Below are 17,398 nucleotides of genomic sequence, written 5' to 3'. Positions count from 1 at the left end.
GTATGGCGGCACCCCTGTCGCCTTGCCATGCTGGCAGCGGTATCGCCGCGGAGTGCCTGTCATGAGCCTGTCCCGTATCAGTGTTGCCCTGTTGCTGCTGCTGGGCAGCCATCAACTATGTCATGCCGGGCCGGTGGCGCTGCCGGACGGTTACCGCCTGCAGCACTACCGCGCCCCCACCCCCGACACCCTGCCCGGCGCCACGGTGCTGGACACCGCCGCGCTGCAGACACTGTTGGCCGCACGCCAGCCGTTGTTGCTGGACGTGATGGCCGCCGGCCAGGTCACCGCTGCCGACGGCAGCAGCCACTGGCTGCCGGCCCACGAGCGGCAGGACCTGCCGGGCAGCGTGTGGCTGCCCAATGTCGGCTACGGCGAACTGGCCCCGGCCATGGCCGCTTACTTCCAGCGCGAGCTGGCGCGGCTCAGTGGCGGCCGCTTCGAGCAGCCACTGGTGTTCTACTGCCTGCGCGACTGCTGGATGTCGTGGAACGCCGCCCGCCGCGCACTGAGCCTGGGTTACCGCCAGGTGTACTGGTACCCGTCCGGCAGCGACGGCTGGGCCGAGGCCGGCCTGCCGCTGGTAGTGGCGCAGCCGGTGCCGCTGTAGGTTTCCTCCCTGTCGTTGCCCGGCTCAAGCAGTAGGGCGGATGCCCCAACGGGGCGATCCGACACCAAGTTGGCCGCACACTGGCGGAACGCCCCTGTGGCGGGGCTTCCGCCCTACCAAGGGCCTCCGCCCGCCAAGGGAATACCTTGCGGCTAACCCTAGGCCCGCTGCCGCGGCCGGTAGCCCCACAGCGCCAGCGCCATGCACACCGCGGTGGCGAGCAGGGTGTTGACGATGGCGCCCTGCTGCCACTGGCCGTACAGCGCGAAGCGGATCATCTCCACCGCATCGGTAAACGGGTTGAGGCTGCACAGCCGGTACACCACCTCGCTGGCTTCCTGCATTTTCCACAGCGGGTACAGCGCCGAGGACAGGAAGAACAGCGGGAACACCACGAAATTCATCACCCCGGCAAAATTCTCGATCTGCGCCACCCACGACGACAGCACCATGCCGGCGGCGCCCAGCAGCAGGCCACTGAGCACCAGCGCCGGCAGCACGCTGACAAAGCCCTGCCACGGCAGGTCCACACCGTACAGGCGGGCGATCAGCAAAAAGGCGTAGGCCTGCAGCAGCGACACGCACATGCCGGCGAACAGGCGCGCAAACAGCAGGAAGGGCAGCGGCTGCGGGCAGGTCAGCAGCACGCGCATGCTGCCCATCTCGCGGTCGTACACCATGGACAGCGAGTTCTGCATGCCGTTGAACAACTGCACCATGCCCACCAGCCCCGGCACGATGTACACGTCGTAGGTGATATAGGTTTCGTACGGCGGGGTGATGGCGATGCCCAGCGCGGCGCGAAAGCCGGCGGCAAAGACCAAGAGCCAGATCAGCGGCCGCACCAGCGCGCCGAAAAAGCGCGAGCGCTGCTGCAGGAAGCGGCGCAGCTCGCGCAGGATCACCGCCTGCAGGACCAGTAGCCATTTCATGATAATGCCCCGGTGTGATGATCAAACCAGCCTGCCAGGTCGTCCCTGCCGCTGGCGGCCAGCAGCGGTGCAACCGGCCCGTGCGCCAGCAGTTGGCCGCGGTGCAGCAGCGCCAGCGTGTCGTGCGCCGGGTCGATCTCGTCTATCAGGTGGGTGGCCCACAGCAGCGCCAGGCCATCGTCGCGCGCCAGCGCGTGCAGATGGACGATCAGCTGCTGGCGGGTGGGCAGGTCCAGCCCCACGGTGGGCTCGTCCAGCAGCAGCAGCGCTGGCTGGTGCAGCAGCGCGCGGGCGATTTCCACCCGCCGGCGGTGGCCGCCGTTCAGTGCGCGTACCCGCTCGCGGCGGCGCTCTGCCAGCTGCAGCCGCTCCAGCTCGGCGCCGATGCGCAGTGCCAGCGCCTTGCCGTGCAGGCCCTGCAGCGCGCCGAAGTAGCTCAGGTTCTGTTCCACCGTCAGGTCCAGGTCCAGCGTCGGCTGCTGGAACACCACGCCGACGCGGCCGAGCAGGGTTGGCCGCAAGCGCTGGCCGAACAGCTCGATGCTGCCCTGCTGTAGCGCCAGCAGGCGGGTGAGCAGGCCGAACAGCGTGCTCTTGCCGGCGCCGTTGGGGCCGAGCAGGATGCAGCATTCGCCCGCCGCCAGGGTGAGATCCAGCCCGGCCAGCGCCTGGCGCTGGCCGTAGCGGTGGCCCAGCCCGCGGATGGCCAGCACCGGGTTCATGTGCCGCTCACCGCCACGCCCCAGGGGTAGCGGCCTACCTGTATCGACTTGATCACCTTCAGCTCGCCCACGTCGATCACCGATACGTCGTTGCTGATGCCGTTGGTCACCCACAACTGTTTTTCGTCCGGGCCGAATTCGGCCTGCCACACCCGGCGCCCCACCAGCAGGTACTTCAGCGGCTGGAAGCTCTTGGCGTCGATTACCGCCACGTGGTTGGCCGGCCCCAGCGGCACGAAGGCGTAGCGGCCGTCACGCGACAGGCGGATGCCCACCGGCTGGATGCGGTCTTTCGGGATGCCGGTGATGGCGAAATGGATGGTGTGGATGCGCTTGCGGCTGGCCACGTCGATGATGGACACCGTGCCGCCCACCTCGCTGCTCACCCACAGCAGCTTGCCGTCGGCACTGAAGCGCGCGTAGCGCGGCCGCTGGTCCACCAGGGTGCTGTCCACCAGCTGGCGGGTCCGGGTGTCGATCCAGTGCGCCATATTGGTGGTTTCCGAGGTGTTCACCGCCCAGCGCCCGTCCGGGCTCACCGCCATGCCTTCCGGCTCCACGCCCACGTCCACCTGGCCGCTCACGCGGCGGCTGGCCACGTCGATCATGGTCACCACGCTGTTGTTCTCGTTGGCGATGTACAGCGTCTTGCCGTCCGGCGTCAGCGCGAACTGCTCCGGGTCTTCGCCGGAGGGCAGGTTGTGCATGATCTTGCCGCTGGCCAGGTCCATCACCTGCACGGTGTTGTCGTCGCTGGCGCAGATGTACAGCGACTTGCCGTCCTTGGACAGCGTGATGCCGCGCGGGCGCTTGCCCACCGGTATGGTCTTCACCACCTGCAGGCTGTTGCTGTCGATCACCGACAGGGTGTTGTCCTTCTCGTTGGACACGTAGACGTTGGCCGCAAGGCTGCACTGGCTGGCGGCCAGCAGCGCCAGCGCCAGGCGGTGGGGGTGATGGGGCATGGTGGTCTCCTTGTTTGTTTGCTGCCGCGCGCCTCTATTTGCCGCAGCGTGCCTCTATTTGCTGCAGCGCACTTCCGGTGCGTCGAAGCCCAGGGTGTCCAGGTCGGTGCGCGGGTGCAGGAAGCCGTCCTGCGGCGACATGCTCACCAGTGCGCGCGGCTGGGCGATCAGCATCGGCTGGCGCAACTCGCCGTTCCACGGCCGGTAGGACAGCGTGCGGCCCTTGAAGCCGGCCAGCTGGAAGTCGGCGCTGTGGATGTAGTTGGCGAGCTTGCCGGCATCGGCGCTGGCGGTGCGGGTGGCGGCTTCGCCCACGCTGCGCACCGCCGCCCAGGCGGCAAAGTCCACCGACTGCATATCGCGCCTGCTCTGCGCGCGAAAGCGGTTCTGCAGCTGCACCGCGCCCCATTGCTCGGCACTGCCGTGCCAGCCTTCGGCCACCAGGCCCTGGGTGCCGGCCACCGGGCGCGGCAGCCAGGTGCGGTAGGGCAGGTAGTCGCCGAAGTCGCCGGCCTCGTCGGCCACGATCAGCACGTCGTAATCACCGCCCTGGGTGAACACCGGCACCTCGGCCTGCGCGGTGCGGCGCGCATCCGGGCCGAAATTCCAGTTTTTATCCAGCACGATGCGGCCGCCAAAGCGCTTGGCGGCGCGGCGGATGGCGGCGGCGTACAGCTTGTCTTCCGGCTTGGGCCCGGTCACCAGGAACCACTTCTGCCAGCGCCGGCTGACCAGGTACTGCGCCAGCGCGTCGGCCTGCATGGCGCGGCCCGGCAGCGGGTGCAGCAGGTTGGGGCGGCACTGGTTCTGCCGCAGGCGGTCGTCCGGCGCGCCGGCGTTGAACCACAGGTATTGCTTGGCCGCAGGCTGCTGCAGCAGGCGGTCGATGGCGCTGGCGCTGACATTGAGCACCACCAGGCTGCTGCCGGCCTTTGCCAGCCTGGCCAGCATGTCGGCGCCGCTGGCGCCCTGCGGTACCTGGAGGCGGGTCAGCTCGAAGCGCTGCTGCACGAAGCGGCCGGTGGTGTTGTTGTCGGTAATGGCAAGCAGGGCGCCGGCGCTGCCCAGGTCGGCCGGGCGCGGAGCCAGGTTGGCCAGCGCGGTTTCGGCCGGGCGCGTTTCTTCCAGGTAGCTGATGCGGATGGTGTTTGCCGCCTGCGCCGTCAGGCTCAGCAGCAGGGCGGAGCCGGCGATGAGCGTGCGGGCGATGACGGTACGGTTGGCAGTCATGGTGGCGGCAATCACAAGGTGGTTGCCTGCAGCGTGGCGCAGCGGACCGGGAGCGTCCATTCGACTTAAGTCGCATGCTGTGGCGGGCAATTTGCGACTTAAGTCGAATTGGCCTGAGCGCGTTCGCTTTCCAGAATTCAGTCGTGCCCACCACGCCTGGCAGCGGTAGCCCCAGACCGCCCGGCAACCGGCACCCACTACAACATCAGGAGAGCGAGATGAGAAACACCCAGACACAGCGGTACTGGCGCCTGAGCGCGCTGTCATCCCTGTTGGCCGCAGCCCTGCTGGCGCCGGTGGCCGGCGCCGCGGTAAGCGACCAGGACATCGTCAATGACAGCCGCACCCCGGGCGACGTGGTGAGCTATGGCATGGGCCCGCAGGCACAGCGTTTCAGTTCGCTGAGCAAGATCAACAGCAAGAACGTGGCCAAGCTGGTGCCGGCGTGGAGCCTGTCCTTCGGCGGCGAAAAACAGCGCGGCCAGGAAGCGCAGCCGCTGGTGGTCGACGGGGTGATCTACGTTACCGCCTCCTATTCCCGCGCCTACGCGGTGGATGCCCGCACCGGCCGCAAGCTGTGGGAATACAACGCGCGCCTGCCGGACGGCATCATGCCGTGCTGTGACGTGATCAACCGCGGCATGGCCATCTATGGCGACCTGGTGTACTTCGGCACCCTGGACGCGCGGCTGATCGCGCTGGATCGCCACACCGGCAAGGTGGTGTGGACGCAGAAGGTGGGCGAGTACAAGGAAGGCTATTCCTACACCGCCGCGCCGATGGTGGTGAAAGGCAAGCTGATCACCGGCGTATCCGGCGGTGAATTCGGCATTGTGGGCAAGGTGGAGGCGCGCGACGCCAAGACCGGCGAGCTGGTATGGTCGCGCCCGGTGATCGAAGGCCATATGGGCACGCTCAATGGCAAGGAAAGCACCATGACCGGCAAGCTGAACGCCAGCTGGGAAGGCGATCAGTGGAAGCACGGCGGCGGCGCCACCTGGCTGGGCGGCACCTACGACCCGGAAACCGACACCATCTTCATGGGCACCGGCAACCCGGCGCCGTGGAACTCGTGGACGCGCAAGGGCGACAACCTGTACACCGCCTCCACCCTGGCGCTGAACCCGGACACCGGCGAGATCAAGTGGCACCTGCAGACCACGCCGCACGACGGCTGGGACTACGACGGCGTGAACGAATTCGTGCCCTTCGACCTGAAGAAGGACGGCAAGGTGATCAAGGCCGGCGCCAAGGCCGACCGCAACGGCTTCTTCTTCGTGGCCGACCGCACCAACGGCGACCTGCTGGGCGCCTACCCCTTCGTGTCCAAGATCACCTGGGCCAAGGGCTTCGACCTCAAGACCAAGCGCCCGATCTACAACGACGAAGGCCGCCCGACCAACCCGTTCGACCCGGCTACCCAGGGCGAGGACGGCAAGGGCAAGCCGGTATTCGCCGCGCCGTCCTTCCTGGGCGGCAAGAACTGGATGCCGATGGCCTACAGTCCGAAGACCGAGCTGTTCTACGTGCCCAGCAACGAGTGGGGCATGGATATCTGGAACGAGCCGATCAGCTACAAGAAGGGCGGCGCCTACCTGGGCGCGGGCTTCACCATCAAGCCGCTGTATGACGACCACATCGGTGTGCTGCGCGCCATGGACCCGAAAACCGGCAAGATCAAGTGGGAATACAAGAACCCGGCCCCGCTGTGGGCTGGCGTGATGACCACTGCCGGCAACCTGGTGTTCACCGGCACGCCGGAAGGCTACCTGAAGGCGTTCGACGCGCAGAGCGGCAAGCAGCTGTGGCAGTTCCAGACCGGTTCCGGCATCGTCGGCAGCCCGGTGACCTGGGAGATGGACGGCCAGCAGTACGTGGCGGTGGTGTCCGGCTGGGGCGGCGCGGTGCCGCTGTGGGGCGGCGAAGTCGCCAAGCGCATCACCAATATCTCCCAGGGCGGCAGCCTGTGGGTGTTCAAGCTGAGCCAGTAATCGTCAACGCATAGCAAGGGGCGGCAGCTGTGGCTGGCCGCCCGTGGGAGCAATCATGTTCAAAATCATGCAACTGGCGCTGGCTGCCGCACTGCTGCTGCCGGCCATCGCCCGCGCCGAGCCGTCCGCCGCCGAAACCCTGGCCAAGAAAAGCGGCTGTTTTGCCTGCCACAGCGTGCAGCGCAAGATCATCGGCCCCGCTTACATCGACGTGGCAGACCGTTATGATGGAGAGAAGGGCGCCGTGGACAAGCTGGTGCGCAAGGTGAAGGATGGCGGCAGCGGCGTGTGGGGCCCGGCCGGCATGCCGCCGCATCCGCAATTGAAGGATGAGGACATCCGCACCATCGTCACCTGGGTGCTGGGGCTGAAATAAGCCGCCAGCAATATGCCAGCGCCCGCAGGGCCGCGCCGCCAGGCGTGGCCGATCAAACCAATCCGACAACCGGCGCCTGCCGGTTTTCTCACTGTGTGGGTAACAGCATGGAAGCGACGGTACTGATTGCGGACGACCACCCGCTGTTTCGCGAGGCGATGCGGCTGGTGGTGTCCAGCGCGCTGGGCGAGGGCTGCGAGATCGTCGAGTGCGAGGGGCTGGAGGCGGTGCTGGATGCGGTGCGCGCCAACCCGGCCATCGAACTGGCCATGCTGGACCTGAACATGCCGGGCATGGACGGGCTGACCGGCCTTGCCCGCCTGCGGCAGCAGGCGCCCACGCTGCCCTTCATCGTGGTATCCGCCGACGAGCGCATCCATACCGTGGAATCGGTGATGTCGGTGGGCGCCTCCGGCTTCATTCCCAAATCCTTCTCCCGCGAGCTGATGAGCGAGGCGGTGAACGCGGTGCTGGATGGCGAGATCTTCCTGCCGCCGGCTCTGGCCGACCGCGACACCGGCGCGCCGGCCAGCAACCCGGAGCAGCTGCAGGACCTGGCCAGCCGCCTGGCGCTGCTCACCAAGCAGGAGCGCACGGTGCTGGACTACATCGTGAACGGCAAGTCCAACAAGGTGGTGGCCATCGAGCTGAACATCGCCGAAAGCACGGTGAAGGCGCATGTGTCGGCGATACTGCGCAAGCTCAAGGTATCCAGCCGCACCCAGGCGGTGATCAAGGTGGGGCCGCTGCTGCGGGTGTAGCCGGCGGGCTTGGCCGGGCGGGCAGGGCGATGGCATAGTGGGATGGTTGGCCGCAAGGCGGCAGTTTTTCCCATTCCTGAGGATTCCCCATGCGCAAACTCGTGCTTTCGCTGCTGCTGGTCGGCAGCCTGTCCGGTTGCGGCTACAACAGCCTGCAGGCCGGTGACGAACAGATCAAGGCCAGCTGGTCCGAGGTGCTGAACCAGTACCAGCGCCGTGCCGACCTGGTGCCCAACCTGGTGAATACCGTGAAAGGCTATGCCATTCACGAGCAGACCGTGCTGCAGCAGGTTACTGCCGCGCGTGCCCGGGTAGGCAGCCTGCAGGTCACCCCGGAGCTTGCGGCCAACCCGCAGGCGCTGGCGCAGTTCCAGAGCGCGCAGGCGCAGCTGGGTGGCGCGCTGTCGCGGCTGATGGTGGTGTCCGAGAACTACCCGCAGCTGAAGGCCGATGCCGGCTTTCGCGACCTGCAGGCGCAGCTGGAAGGCACCGAGAACCGCATCACCGTGGCGCGCAACCGTTATATCCAGTCGGTGCAGGAGTTCAACGTGACGGTGCGCAGCTTCCCGTCCAACCTTACCGCGCGGATGTTCGGCTTCGCGGTGAAGCCCAACTTCACCGTCGATAACGAAAAGGCGCTGGCCACGCCGCCGCGTGTCGACTTCTCCGCCTCGGCCGCGCAATGAGCCGCGTACTGCGACACGGCCTGCTGGCGCTGTGGTTGACACTGGCAAGCTGCCTGGCGCTGGCGCAGCTGGCGGTGCCGGAGCTGCATGCCCGCGTTACCGACCTCACCGCGAGCCTGAACAGCCAGCAGCAGGCGGCACTGGAACAGAAACTGCAGGCGCTGGAGCAGGCCAAGGGCAGCCAGCTGGCGCTGCTGATCGTGCCCACCACCGGCGGCGAAGCCATCGAGCAGTACTCGCTGCGCGTGGTGGAACAGTGGAAGCTGGGGCGCAAGAAGGTGGACGACGGCGCACTGCTGCTGATCGCCAAGGATGACCACGCGCTGCGCATCGAGGTGGGCTACGGGCTGGAAGGCGCGCTTAACGACGCCACCTGCAAGCGCATCATCAGCGAGATCATGGTGCCGCGCCTGAAGCAGGGCGACTTCTATGGCGCTGTGGATGCCGGGGTGACGCGCATCATCGGCGTGATCAACGGTGAGCCCTTGCCGCCGCCTGCGGCCAACCCTGGCGGCAATGCCGATGACAGCTGGACCTTCCTGCCCTTCGTGCTGGTGTTCGCCACCATCCTCGGCCAGGGCATGCGGCAGATGCTGGGCCGCTGGCTGGGCGCCCTCGGCAGCGGCGCGGCTGCCGGTGCCATGCTGTGGTACCAGCTGGGCTGGGTATGGCAGTCGCTGCTGGCCGGCGCGGTGGTGTTCCTCCTTACCCTGCTGTTGCGCCCGGGGCGCGGCGGCCCGGGCCGTGGCGGTTTTGGCGGCGGCTTCGGTGGAGGCCGCGGCGGCGGCGGGGGAGGCGGTGGCTTTGGTGGTGGTGGCGGCGGTTTTGGCGGTGGCGGCGCCTCCGGTCGCTGGTAGCACTGCACCGGACTTGCCATCGTGTACGCAGACGTTACACTGCGGCGCTCCCTTTCATTTCACAGGTTCTCCATGCCGCAGCCCACCGCAGAAACCCCGTGCATCGGCGTATGTTCCACCGCCATCGGTGACGACGTATGCCAGGGCTGCGCGCGCACTTTCACCGAAATCAGCTGCTGGTACGAGCTGGACGCCGGGCACAAGGCACGGGTGTGGGCTGCATTGCCACGCCGCCGGGTGTGGCAGGCGCTGGCCAGGATGGCCGGCGGCCATCTGCGCATCGAAGATGGCGCACAGGGCGAATACGCCGAGCTGCAACTGCACGACGGCCGCCTGCTGCAGATGTCCCTGCCGCAGCAGCAGGGCGAGCGCCGCGAAGTGCCGCTGACCCTGGATGGCCACCGCTGCGCGCTGCTGGTGTCGGACGAAGGTTGGCCGCAGGCCTTGCGCGAGTTTCTGCAGGCCACCCGCTAGCTGACGCTGATTGACAATCGCATTGCCGCAGGATGGGTGCGCTGCTATGTTCAGGCCATCGGAATAGGCATGACAGGGCAGACAGCATGACGGCAGACAGCGGCGACGCAGGGTTCTGGGACCAGCGCTACCAACAGCACAGCACACCGTGGGATACCGCCGGGCTGCCCGGCAGCTTTGCCGACGAGGCAGGCCGGCTGCTGCAGGCGGGCAGCCGCCGCGTACTGGTGCCGGGCTGCGGCTCTGCCTACGAAGTCGCCGCACTGGCGCAGCAGGGCTGCCAGGTGCTGGCGGTGGATTTCAGTGCACCGGCCGTGGCGCGCGCCCGCGAGCTGCACCCCGAGCTTGCCCACCTCATCCAGCAGGCCGATTTCTTCTCCGCCGCCACCGACGGCCCGTGGGACTGGGTGTACGAGCGCGCCTTCCTGTGCGCACTGCCGCCGCGCATGCGCGAGGCGTACGCGGCGCGCATGGCCGCTATCTTGCCGGCCGGCGCGGTGCTGGCGGGCTATTTTTATCTCGGAGACAAACGCGGCGGGCCGCCTTACACCATCGCACCCGCCGCTTTGCAGGCGCTGCTGGGGCGGTACTTCGTGCTGGAGCGCCAGCTGAAGCCGCTTGGCAGCCTGCCGGTGTTCGGCGATGGCGAGCACTGGATGGTGTGGCGCAGATCGCAGGAAGCTTGATTACTATCAACCAAGGTCGAATAGTCACTGCCAGAATTTATCGATACCATCGATTATCTACGCTGGCTCCCGCTGCACCGGGTAGAACAATAAATCACAGGAGAAGACACACATGGACTGGTTCTGGAAGAGCTACGACCTGATAGAGAGAACCTTCTGGAACTCTCTGACCAAGAAACTGTGCGCATTCTTTTTCATCAGCCTGTTCCAGCTCGTGCTGATCGCCTACGTCTACTTTGCGCTGAACGACATCCGCGCCCTGGTGGGCAGCCAGAGCATCACCAGTGCCGGGCTGGCGCAGATTCACGCGCTGCTGGATCGCACCATCCTGTGGTCCTTCGTCATCTGGGGCGTGTCCTTGCTGTTCATCGCCTTCATGGTGTGGTACCTGCGCTTCCTCATCGTGCGGCCGCTGAACATGATCATCAGCATCTTCCGCGAGATCGGCGCCGGCGAAGGCGACCTGTCGCGCGAGATTCCCACCATCACCCACGACGAGATTCGCGACCTTTCGCAGTCCTACAACGAATTCCTGAAGAAAATGCGGGAGATCATCAGCAATGTGCGCACCATGACCATGCGCATTGCCATGGATTCCGCGCGCACCCGCAAGACCATCCACGAATCGGTGGAAAGCGCCGGCCAGCAGGCCAGCCTCGCCAGCCAGGTGAGCGTGGCCAGCGAGCGCTCCAGCAGCGGCGTTACCCAGGTATCCGCCGACACGCAGCAGATTTCGCAGACCACCCTCAGCAACCTGGATATCGCGCGCGCCTCCTACGCCGAGCTGCAGGATGCCGCCAGCCGTATCGGCAGCGTCAGCGAGCGGGTGGGGCAGTTCAATATGACGGTGGACGAGCTGTCCAGTCGTTCGGCCAGCATCAAGGCCATTGTCGACCTGATCAAGGAAGTGTCCGAGCAGACCAACCTGCTGGCGCTGAATGCCGCCATCGAGGCGGCGCGTGCCGGCGAGGCTGGCCGCGGCTTTGCCGTGGTGGCCGACGAGGTGCGCAAGCTGGCCGAGCGGGTGAAGGTGGCCACCGACGAAATCTCCGGCAATATCGACGGCATGCTGGGCCTGGTGAAGAACACCAAGGACGAAACCAACCTGATTACCGGCGACACCTCGCTGGCGCGCGAAGTGGTGAACCGTTCCTCGCAGCATTTCGGCCGCATGATGGGCGACTTCGAAACCACCGCGCACAGCATGACGCAGATCGCCAGCACCATGAACGACTTTGCCAGTGCCAACCAGCAGATCACCGCCAACGTGGGGGAGATCCACACTCTGAGCCAGGGCGTGTCCAGCAGCCTGAAAGTGTCCGAGGACGTTTCGGTGGAGCTGTCGCGCGCGGCGGAGGAAGTGCAGGAGCTGGTGGCGCGCTTCGTGCTGGGCGAAGGCGTGCTGGACGAATCCATTGCCGTAGCCAAGAAGGCGCGCGACCAGCTGCAGGGCATGCTGCTGACCGCCGGCAAGGAAGGCAGCGATGTGTTCGACCAGCGCTACCAGCCGATAGCCGGCACCCAGCCGCCGAAATATCACACCAGTTACGACACCAAGCTGGAAAAGACCCTGCAGCAGCTGTACGACCGCGTGGTGCAGCAGGTGCGCGGCGGCCGTTTCTGCGTGATGGTGGACAACAACGGCTATGCACCCACCCACAACAGTTTCTACTCCAAGCCGCTAAGCGGCGATGCCGCCACCGACCTGGTGAATAGCCGCGACAAGCGCATGTTCAACGACCCCACCGGCATCAAGTCGGCGCGCAACCAGCAGCCTTTCCTGCTGCAGACCTACACCCGCGACACCGGCGAAGTGCTGTCGGAAATTGCGCTGCCCATCTTCCTGAACAGCCGCCACTGGGGTGCGCTGCGCGTCGGCTTTGACCCGATGGTGATGCTGGAAGACAGCGGCAGGGCGAAGTAGGCGCTGCAGCAAGCACAAGGGCCCCGTCGGGGCCCTTGTTTTATCTAGCAAACCGCCGGCATCAGATCATCAGCGTCAGCGCGCCAATCACCAGGAACAGTACCGAGGCCACGCGGTGTACCAGCGCGATGGGCAGCTTGCGGGTGGCCACCTCGCCCAGCAGCACGGCCGGCACGTTGGCGATCATCATGCCCAGCGTGGTGCCCATCACCACCGACAGCGTGTCGTGGTAGCGGGCGGACAGCGCCATGGTGGCGATCTGGGTCTTGTCGCCCATCTCGGCCATGAAGAAGGCCACCACGGTGGCGCCGAATACGCCCAGCTTGTTGCGCAGGCGGGTGTCATCGTCCAGCTTGTCCGGAATCAGCATCCAGATCGCCATGCCGACGAAGGAGGCGGCCAGCAGCCACTTCAGCACCTGCGTATTGAGGAAGCCACTGGCGTACTGCCCCAGCCAGGCGGCGGCAAAGTGGTTGAAGATGGTGGAGACGAAAATGCCGGCAATGATGGGCACCGGTTTCTTGAAGCGGGTGGCCAGCAACAGGGCGAGCAGTTGGGTCTTGTCGCCGATTTCGGCCAGGGCGACAACGCCGGTGGACAGCAGGAAGGCTTGGGAAAGCATGATGACTCCGAGGGGGCTGCACGCGACGCATGACCCGCCATGACGCAGCCCCCGCCGGTCACAACGAATCATGAGTCTTGCCAGACAGTGTGTCGTCTGCGCCATGGCGGAACCGCCAAGTATGTTGACGCAGACCCCCGCTTTCTCGCGGGTCGGCTACTCCCTCAGGACCGGCGCATGTTACCGGCAATGGCAGGCGCCGGCAAGGTTGGCCGCAGCGGTGGTACAAAAAAAAACCGGCAGCGCAGGGCTGCCGGTTTTTCTAACAGAGGCGGGCGATCAGGCGCGCTTCTTGAATTCGTTGGTGCGGGTGTCGATTTCGATCAGGTTGCCGATTTCAACGAAGGCCGGAACCGGGATTTCCAGGGTGGTGCCCTTGATGCGTGCCGGCTTCAGTACCTTGCCGGAGGTGTCGCCACGTACGGCCGGCTCGGTGTATTCCACTTCGCGTACCACGGTGGTCGGCAGTTCAACGGAGATGGCCTTGCCGTTGTAGAAGGTCACTTCGCACTTGTCTTCCATGCCGTCGATGATGAACGGCACAACTTCTTCCATGTTCTCGGCTTCAACTTCGTACTGGTTGAACTCGGTGTCCATGAACACGTACATCGGGTCGGCGAAGTAGGAGTAGGTGCACTCGCGCTTTTCCAGTACCACAACGTCGAACTTGTCGTCTGCACGGTAAACGGCTTCGGAAGCCGAACCGGTCAGCAGGTTCTTCATCTTCATTTTGACAACGGAGGAGTTGCGGCCGGATTTGGAGAATTCGGCTTTCTGCACGACCATCGGGTCGCTACCTACCATGAATACGTTACCAGCGCGGAGTTCCTGAGCGGTTTTCATGCGTCTTTAAGTCCTAAAGTCTTGAATCAGAATCGGAAACGGGTTTCCGGAAAACCCGCTATTGTAGCTGCTTTTTGGCAAATTGCACCAGATTCCTTGCCAGGTCGCCGTGAGCCAGTAGCGACTGTGGCCACGCCAGCGCATGGGCCTGCCAGGCGGGCAGTGCGGCAAGCAGCCGCGGCCAGGCGTCGGGAGCCAGCGCATCGCGGTTCCAGCCCAGGTTGAAGTCGCGGATGGCGGCTGCTTCGGCCTGCGGCAGCGCGGCAAGATAGCGTTGCAGGAAGGCCACCAGTTTTTCCATGTGCGCGTCCTCTTCCTGGCGGTAGATGTGCCAGGCAAAGGGCCGGCCGGCCCACTGCGCACGCACGAAGCTGTCTTCGCCGCGCACGATGTTCAGGTCGCAGCTCCACAGCAGGCGGTCGTAGCCGTCCTGGTCGGTCATCGGCAGTACGCAGACCTGCAGCGCGCCGTGCCGGAAGCTGTCGCCGGCCTGTGCCGGCTGGCTGATGCCGATGCCGGCCAGCACATCCGGCAGCACGCGGCCCTGCGGCACCAGCAGCTGCACCGGGGTGTTGCCTGCGGCCAACGTTGCCGCCCATTGCGCCGCCGCCGGGGTGTCGTAGGCGAACAGGCTGATGCGCAGGCCGCCGGCGGGGCAGGGCGGCACGCCGCGTGCCTGCCAGTAGGTGTCCTGCGCGGCGCGGTCTGCCTGCCAGGCGTCGCGCGCGGCCAACAGCCCGCCTTCGCACAGCAGGCCGCCGCTGTTTTCGTCAAAACCGGGGAAGAAAAAATACTTGGTCAAGGGCAGCCGCGGATGCGGCGAGGCCATGCGGTGGCAGCCGGCCACCCAGTCTTCCGCCGACAGGTATTCCAGGTTCAGCCACACCGGCTTTTTTGCCCGTGCCGCCATCGCCTGCTGGTAAGGCGCCGGCAGCTCGCAGGCGAACGCTTCGATCACCACGTCGGCCACGTCGAAGTCGCTGCAGAACGGCTTGCCCCAGTGGCGTACGCGGATGTCGCCCAGCATCTGTTCCGGCTGGCTGGTATCCAGCGCCGGCGCGATGCGCGCAAAGCTCGCCAGGTCGTCCACCCACAGCGTTACGGCGGCGGCGTGTTCGGCCGCCAGCTGGCGCGCCAGGCGCCAGGTCACGCCGATGTCGCCGAAGTTGTCGATGACGGTGCAGAAAATGTCCCAGCGCAGCGGCGGCATGTCGGTCTCCTTGAATGGGCGGGCAGCATAGCGCAGCTGGTAGCGCAGCTCAAAGCCGCTCAGGGGCAGGCCTTGCCGGGGTAGCCCGGCAACTGGCTGGCATCCCGGGTGCAGGCCAGCTTTTCCGCCTGCTTCAGCCGGGTCGGCAGGCTGGCGCGGTCCACCGGCGCCCAGCCCATGCGTTGCCCCAGCCAGCTGGCCCAGGCGAACTCCACGAAGTACACCGCGTCGCGTTTGCGGAAGTAGCCCTTGTCCTGCAGCTGGCCGGCCAGGCTGCGATAGGGGTAGTCCGGCAGGGCCGCCAGCGTGGCGGGCAGGGCGGCCGGCGCCAGCGGCTGGCCGTGTTCGTCGCGCAGCCAGGCCCAGTGCTGCGCCTGCATCTGCTGCCAGAAGTCGTCGGCGCGTGGCAAGTGGCCGATTACCTGCACACTGGCAGTGCTGACACCGATGCGCAGCAGCGCGCTGGCGAAGTGGTGGCGGTCCACCAGGTACAGCCGGCCTTGCGGGCCGATCACCACCGGAATCACCTTCTTGCGGATCTTCGCCGCCAGCTTGTCGGCGGACAGTCCGCGCAGCGCCTCCGCTTCGTCTGCCACTTGCAGCATGCCCACCCCGCCCTGGGTGGGGTGCAATGCGGCCAACGGGGTGTCGCACCAGTCTCCTGCCGGCGTATCCGGCTGGCAGGGCGCGGCGCCGACAAGGCGGGCGGCAAGCAGTAGCGGCAGGGCAAGCGGCAGCAGGCGCATGGCGGTATTCCGGTGGCAAAAACCGCACGCTAAGCGGTGGCGCCATCGTCTGGCAAGTGGCAAACAAAAAGGCCGGGCGCATGCCCGGCCTGCATGGTGCTGACGGTACTGGTGCTTACACGTGCAGCAGCAGGAAGCGGCGCTCCCACGGGCTGATCACGTCGAAGAACTCGCTGTACTCGGCCTCCTTGATGGCGCCATAGGTCTGGATGAAATGCTCGCCGAAGATGTCGGCCAGCGGCTGACACTTGAGCAGCATGTCCACGGCGTCGTCCAGGTGGCGCGGCAGCTGGTGTGGCTGCTCGTAGGCGCTGCCGGTGAGCGGCTGGCTGGGGGCGATGCGCTGCTGCATGCCCAGGTAGCCGCAGGCCAGGCTGGCGGCCAGCGCCAGGTAGGGGTTCACATCCACTCCGGCCAGGCGGTTTTCCACTCGCCGCGCCTCGGGGCCGGAATGCGGCACGCGCAGGCCGCAGGTACGGTTGTCGTAACCCCAGCTGAGGTTGATCGGCGCCGAGGTGAAGCGGCTGAGGCGGCGGTAGCTGTTTACGTACGGCGCAAAGAACGGCATTGCCGCCGGCAGATAGGTCTGCAGGCCGCCGATGAAATGCAGGAAGGCGTCGGAGGCGCTGCCGTCCGGCTTGCTGAAGATATTGCGGCCGTCGGCATCCACCACGCTCTGGTGTATGTGCATGGCGCTGCCCGGCTGGCCCTGCATCGGCTTGGCCATGAAGGTGGCGTACATATTGTTGCGGATCGCCACCTCGCGCACGGTGCGCTTGAACAGGAATACCTGGTCGGCCAGCGCCAGCGGGTCGCCGTGGTCCAGGTTGATCTCCATCTGCGCGGTGCCCATCTCGTGGATCAGCGTATCCAGCGCCAGGCCCTGCGCCTCGCACCAGTCGTACATCACGTCGAAGATGTCGTCGTACTCGTTGACCGCATCGATACTGAAACTCTGCATCCCGGCCTCGGTGCGGCGGGTGCGGCCAACCGGCGGGCGCAGCGGGATGTCTTCATCGGGTTCCACCTCTACCAGGTAGAACTCCATTTCCGGGGCCACGATGGCGGACAGGCCTTCCTGCTCATACAGCTTGAGGATGCGTTTGAGTACATTGCGTGGCGCCAGGTCGGCGTCGCTGCCGTCGAAATTGACGCAGTCGTGGATGATCTGGGCGGTGGGTTCCTTCGCCCAGGGAACCGGGCGGATGGTGCTGGCGTCCGGAATCAGACGCATGTCGGGGTCGGCAACCGAGGTGAATTCGCGCTCCGGGTAGTCGCCGGTCACGGTCATGCTGAGCACGGCTTCCGGCAGGCGCAGGCCTTCGGCGGGGTTGTATTTGTGGCGCGGCACGATCTTGCCGCGAGCCAGCCCGGTCATGTCCGGAATCAGGCATTCCACTTCGGTGATGTGATGGTCGTCCAGCCATTGCTGGATAGCTTGGGCATTGTGGGTCATGGGTGTCTCGAAATCAGGTATGCGCGCCGGAGCTGGTGCAGCGGCGTTCGTGGTTCAGCAGCGTCTTGCGGCGCTGTGCCAGGGTCAGGAAAGCCAGCGTGGCGCACAGGCGCTGGTCGCTGGGGTGGCGGGGCAGAGGCTGGCGCTGGAAACCAAGCCCGTTCAGATCAATCAAAATGCGTTTCCTTTCTGGATATAAAATGAAGGGTGAAAAATTGCCATTCGCCACTGATGTTTAAAATCATCATCGGCTGGCTCGCCATGCTAAGAGTGGCGGCCACCCGGCGGCAACTCCCGTCCTACTTTT

At 66.0% G+C, this 17,398-nt stretch carries 19 protein-coding genes and 1 riboswitch; of the genes, 9 read left to right on the top strand and 10 right to left on the bottom strand.

Features of this window, described 5'->3' with window-relative positions; genetic code table 11:
* Positions 1-61 precede the first annotated feature (61 nt).
* On the top strand, positions 62-610 hold the full coding sequence (locus PSELUDRAFT_RS00390) for a PQQ-dependent catabolism-associated CXXCW motif protein (protein WP_088964981.1): 549 nt from the start codon (positions 62-64) through the stop codon (positions 608-610).
* A gap of 158 nt (positions 611-768) precedes the next feature.
* Here the strand turns inward: PSELUDRAFT_RS00390 and PSELUDRAFT_RS00385 are convergent, their stop codons facing one another.
* From PSELUDRAFT_RS00385 to PSELUDRAFT_RS00370, 4 genes are read right to left on the bottom strand one after another with little or no spacing between them, the layout of a single operon-like run.
* Complete coding sequence (locus PSELUDRAFT_RS00385) at positions 769-1,542, bottom strand: ABC transporter permease (RefSeq protein WP_179947564.1); 774 nt, start codon at positions 1,540-1,542, stop codon at positions 769-771.
* The gene (locus PSELUDRAFT_RS00380) at positions 1,539-2,264 is read right to left on the bottom strand and encodes an ATP-binding cassette domain-containing protein (protein ID WP_088964979.1); all 726 of its coding nucleotides are present in this window, start codon (positions 2,262-2,264) and stop codon (positions 1,539-1,541) included. The genes PSELUDRAFT_RS00385 and PSELUDRAFT_RS00380 overlap by 4 nt, the downstream gene beginning before the upstream one ends.
* Entirely contained in the window at positions 2,261-3,229 is a 969-nt protein-coding gene (locus tag PSELUDRAFT_RS00375) for a YVTN family beta-propeller repeat protein (protein WP_088964978.1), read from the bottom strand. Before PSELUDRAFT_RS00375 ends, PSELUDRAFT_RS00380 begins: the two co-directional genes overlap by 4 nt.
* 54 nt (positions 3,230-3,283) lie before the next feature.
* Complete coding sequence (locus tag PSELUDRAFT_RS00370) at positions 3,284-4,459, bottom strand: ABC transporter substrate-binding protein (RefSeq protein WP_088968330.1); 1,176 nt, start codon at positions 4,457-4,459, stop codon at positions 3,284-3,286.
* Positions 4,460-4,677: 218 nt separating this feature from the next.
* Here PSELUDRAFT_RS00370 and PSELUDRAFT_RS00365 point away from each other — a divergent pair, with 218 nt between their 5' ends.
* From PSELUDRAFT_RS00365 to PSELUDRAFT_RS00330, 8 genes are all read left to right on the top strand, one after another.
* Complete coding sequence (locus PSELUDRAFT_RS00365; protein ID WP_088964977.1) at positions 4,678-6,450, top strand: PQQ-dependent methanol/ethanol family dehydrogenase; 1,773 nt, start codon at positions 4,678-4,680, stop codon at positions 6,448-6,450.
* Between the two features lie 55 nt (positions 6,451-6,505).
* Complete coding sequence (locus PSELUDRAFT_RS00360; RefSeq protein ID WP_088964976.1) at positions 6,506-6,826, top strand: c-type cytochrome; 321 nt, start codon at positions 6,506-6,508, stop codon at positions 6,824-6,826.
* 107 nt (positions 6,827-6,933) lie between these two features.
* Positions 6,934-7,587: a response regulator transcription factor gene (locus tag PSELUDRAFT_RS00355; RefSeq protein ID WP_088964975.1), complete on the top strand. Its 654-nt coding sequence runs from the start codon at positions 6,934-6,936 to the stop codon at positions 7,585-7,587.
* An 89-nt stretch (positions 7,588-7,676) separates the two neighbouring features.
* Positions 7,677-8,273, top strand: coding sequence for a LemA family protein (locus tag PSELUDRAFT_RS00350; protein ID WP_088964974.1), 597 nt, complete (start codon positions 7,677-7,679; stop codon positions 8,271-8,273).
* On the top strand, positions 8,270-9,130 hold the full coding sequence (locus PSELUDRAFT_RS00345; RefSeq protein ID WP_088964973.1) for a YgcG family protein: 861 nt from the start codon (positions 8,270-8,272) through the stop codon (positions 9,128-9,130). The genes PSELUDRAFT_RS00350 and PSELUDRAFT_RS00345 overlap by 4 nt, the downstream gene beginning before the upstream one ends.
* 72 nt (positions 9,131-9,202) lie before the next feature.
* Entirely contained in the window at positions 9,203-9,604 is a 402-nt protein-coding gene (locus PSELUDRAFT_RS00340; protein ID WP_088964972.1) for a DUF1289 domain-containing protein, read from the top strand.
* Between the two features lie 86 nt (positions 9,605-9,690).
* Entirely contained in the window at positions 9,691-10,290 is a 600-nt protein-coding gene (locus tag PSELUDRAFT_RS00335) for a methyltransferase domain-containing protein (protein WP_197693912.1), read from the top strand.
* 112 nt (positions 10,291-10,402) lie between these two features.
* Positions 10,403-12,214 carry a methyl-accepting chemotaxis protein gene (locus PSELUDRAFT_RS00330; RefSeq protein ID WP_088964970.1) on the top strand — a complete coding sequence of 604 codons (1,812 nt, stop codon included), beginning with the start codon at positions 10,403-10,405 and terminating at the stop codon, positions 12,212-12,214.
* Between the two features lie 61 nt (positions 12,215-12,275).
* On the opposite strand, the gene PSELUDRAFT_RS00325 is transcribed toward PSELUDRAFT_RS00330, so the two are convergent.
* The 6 genes from PSELUDRAFT_RS00325 to PSELUDRAFT_RS19110 all read right to left on the bottom strand — a co-directional run bounded on the left by PSELUDRAFT_RS00325 (position 12,276) and on the right by PSELUDRAFT_RS19110 (position 17,266).
* Positions 12,276-12,836, bottom strand: coding sequence for a TMEM165/GDT1 family protein (locus PSELUDRAFT_RS00325; protein WP_179947563.1), 561 nt, complete (start codon positions 12,834-12,836; stop codon positions 12,276-12,278).
* Between the two features lie 5 nt (positions 12,837-12,841).
* Positions 12,842-13,016: riboswitch (yybP-ykoY riboswitch) on the bottom strand.
* A 99-nt stretch (positions 13,017-13,115) separates the two neighbouring features.
* A complete protein-coding gene (gene efp / locus PSELUDRAFT_RS00320) occupies positions 13,116-13,679 on the bottom strand; it encodes an elongation factor P (protein WP_088964968.1) in 564 nt (187 codons plus the stop codon).
* A gap of 58 nt (positions 13,680-13,737) precedes the next feature.
* Positions 13,738-14,889: an elongation factor P maturation arginine rhamnosyltransferase EarP gene (earP, locus tag PSELUDRAFT_RS00315; protein WP_088964967.1), complete on the bottom strand. Its 1,152-nt coding sequence runs from the start codon at positions 14,887-14,889 to the stop codon at positions 13,738-13,740.
* A gap of 59 nt (positions 14,890-14,948) precedes the next feature.
* Positions 14,949-15,635 carry a ParB-like protein gene (locus tag PSELUDRAFT_RS00310; protein WP_088964966.1) on the bottom strand — a complete coding sequence of 229 codons (687 nt, stop codon included), beginning with the start codon at positions 15,633-15,635 and terminating at the stop codon, positions 14,949-14,951.
* A 115-nt stretch (positions 15,636-15,750) separates the two neighbouring features.
* Positions 15,751-17,091, bottom strand: a complete 1,341-nt coding sequence (locus PSELUDRAFT_RS00305) for a glutamine synthetase family protein (RefSeq protein ID WP_088964965.1) — start codon at positions 17,089-17,091, stop codon at positions 15,751-15,753.
* 13 nt (positions 17,092-17,104) lie between these two features.
* Positions 17,105-17,266: a hypothetical protein gene (locus PSELUDRAFT_RS19110; RefSeq protein ID WP_157724975.1), complete on the bottom strand. Its 162-nt coding sequence runs from the start codon at positions 17,264-17,266 to the stop codon at positions 17,105-17,107.
* Between the last annotated feature and the right edge of the window lie 132 nt (positions 17,267-17,398).

Origin of the sequence: Vogesella sp. LIG4 (genome assembly GCF_900090205.1) — a bacterium.
Classification (GTDB): Bacteria; Pseudomonadota; Gammaproteobacteria; order Burkholderiales; family Chromobacteriaceae; genus Vogesella.
Note: the sequence above shows the minus strand (reverse complement) of the source record. Positions and strands in the feature narration are given on the sequence as shown.

Bases quoted from the DNA above. Each gene is read 5' to 3' on its own strand.
- PSELUDRAFT_RS00390 (WP_088964981.1), top strand. From the start codon at position 62: ATGAGCCTGTCCCGTATCAGTGTTGCCCTGTTGCTGCTGCTGGGCAGC.
- PSELUDRAFT_RS00385 (WP_179947564.1), bottom strand. From the start codon at position 1,542: ATGAAATGGCTACTGGTCCTGCAGGCGGTGATCCTGCGCGAGCTGCGC.
- PSELUDRAFT_RS00380 (WP_088964979.1), bottom strand. From the start codon at position 2,264: ATGAACCCGGTGCTGGCCATCCGCGGGCTGGGCCACCGCTACGGCCAG.
- PSELUDRAFT_RS00375 (WP_088964978.1), bottom strand. From the start codon at position 3,229: ATGCCCCATCACCCCCACCGCCTGGCGCTGGCGCTGCTGGCCGCCAGC.
- PSELUDRAFT_RS00370 (WP_088968330.1), bottom strand. From the start codon at position 4,459: ATGACTGCCAACCGTACCGTCATCGCCCGCACGCTCATCGCCGGCTCC.
- PSELUDRAFT_RS00365 (WP_088964977.1), top strand. From the start codon at position 4,678: ATGAGAAACACCCAGACACAGCGGTACTGGCGCCTGAGCGCGCTGTCA.
- PSELUDRAFT_RS00360 (WP_088964976.1), top strand. From the start codon at position 6,506: ATGTTCAAAATCATGCAACTGGCGCTGGCTGCCGCACTGCTGCTGCCG.
- PSELUDRAFT_RS00355 (WP_088964975.1), top strand. From the start codon at position 6,934: ATGGAAGCGACGGTACTGATTGCGGACGACCACCCGCTGTTTCGCGAG.
- PSELUDRAFT_RS00350 (WP_088964974.1), top strand. From the start codon at position 7,677: ATGCGCAAACTCGTGCTTTCGCTGCTGCTGGTCGGCAGCCTGTCCGGT.
- PSELUDRAFT_RS00345 (WP_088964973.1), top strand. From the start codon at position 8,270: ATGAGCCGCGTACTGCGACACGGCCTGCTGGCGCTGTGGTTGACACTG.
- PSELUDRAFT_RS00340 (WP_088964972.1), top strand. From the start codon at position 9,203: ATGCCGCAGCCCACCGCAGAAACCCCGTGCATCGGCGTATGTTCCACC.
- PSELUDRAFT_RS00335 (WP_197693912.1), top strand. From the start codon at position 9,691: ATGACGGCAGACAGCGGCGACGCAGGGTTCTGGGACCAGCGCTACCAA.
- PSELUDRAFT_RS00330 (WP_088964970.1), top strand. From the start codon at position 10,403: ATGGACTGGTTCTGGAAGAGCTACGACCTGATAGAGAGAACCTTCTGG.
- PSELUDRAFT_RS00325 (WP_179947563.1), bottom strand. From the start codon at position 12,836: ATGCTTTCCCAAGCCTTCCTGCTGTCCACCGGCGTTGTCGCCCTGGCC.
- efp (WP_088964968.1), bottom strand. From the start codon at position 13,679: ATGAAAACCGCTCAGGAACTCCGCGCTGGTAACGTATTCATGGTAGGT.
- earP (WP_088964967.1), bottom strand. From the start codon at position 14,889: ATGCCGCCGCTGCGCTGGGACATTTTCTGCACCGTCATCGACAACTTC.
- PSELUDRAFT_RS00310 (WP_088964966.1), bottom strand. From the start codon at position 15,635: ATGCGCCTGCTGCCGCTTGCCCTGCCGCTACTGCTTGCCGCCCGCCTT.
- PSELUDRAFT_RS00305 (WP_088964965.1), bottom strand. From the start codon at position 17,091: ATGACCCACAATGCCCAAGCTATCCAGCAATGGCTGGACGACCATCAC.